The sequence below is a fragment of the Bartonella taylorii 8TBB genome, from assembly GCF_902825155.1.
Taxonomy (GTDB): domain Bacteria; phylum Pseudomonadota; class Alphaproteobacteria; order Rhizobiales; family Rhizobiaceae; genus Bartonella; species Bartonella taylorii_A.
Genome location: NZ_CADEAG010000185.1, coordinates 1 through 401, shown reverse-complemented (window position 1 = coordinate 401; position 401 = coordinate 1). Strand labels below are relative to the sequence as shown.

The window sequence follows — 401 nt, the reverse complement described above, 5'->3', positions numbered from 1 at the left end:
TAACACGTGATTCATCAGGAGTAATAGTTGCACATTTTACACCAACCCCATATTGTTTAATAGCATTGGCAGAATCAATAGTAACTTGATCATTGGTTTCATCTCGGTTTTTGATGGAAAGATCATAATATTTAAGATTAATATCGAGATAAGGGTGGATCAATTTGTCTTTTATATGCTTCCAAATTAGACGGGTCATTTCATCACCGTCGATTTCAACGATGGGATTTGCTCCTTTGATCTTTGCCATGAGAAGTCCTTTGTCATGTAAGTAATATTATCTTCTATAGCACTTACAAGTCTATGATCAAAAGTAAAAATAAGTGATTATGGAAGAGTATTAAATTTCATAATCAAAGAGTTATTGAATATATCAATAAGCTGTTTTGTGATTTTTATGC

Annotated in this window: 1 protein-coding gene; it reads right to left on the bottom strand. The window is 31.7% G+C overall.

The features are described 5' to 3' along the window. The coding region (locus tag J7R13_RS09215; RefSeq protein ID WP_246786351.1) for an isocitrate/isopropylmalate family dehydrogenase at positions 1-250 on the bottom strand (250 nt) is incomplete at its 3' end. Positions 251-401 lie beyond the last annotated feature (151 nt).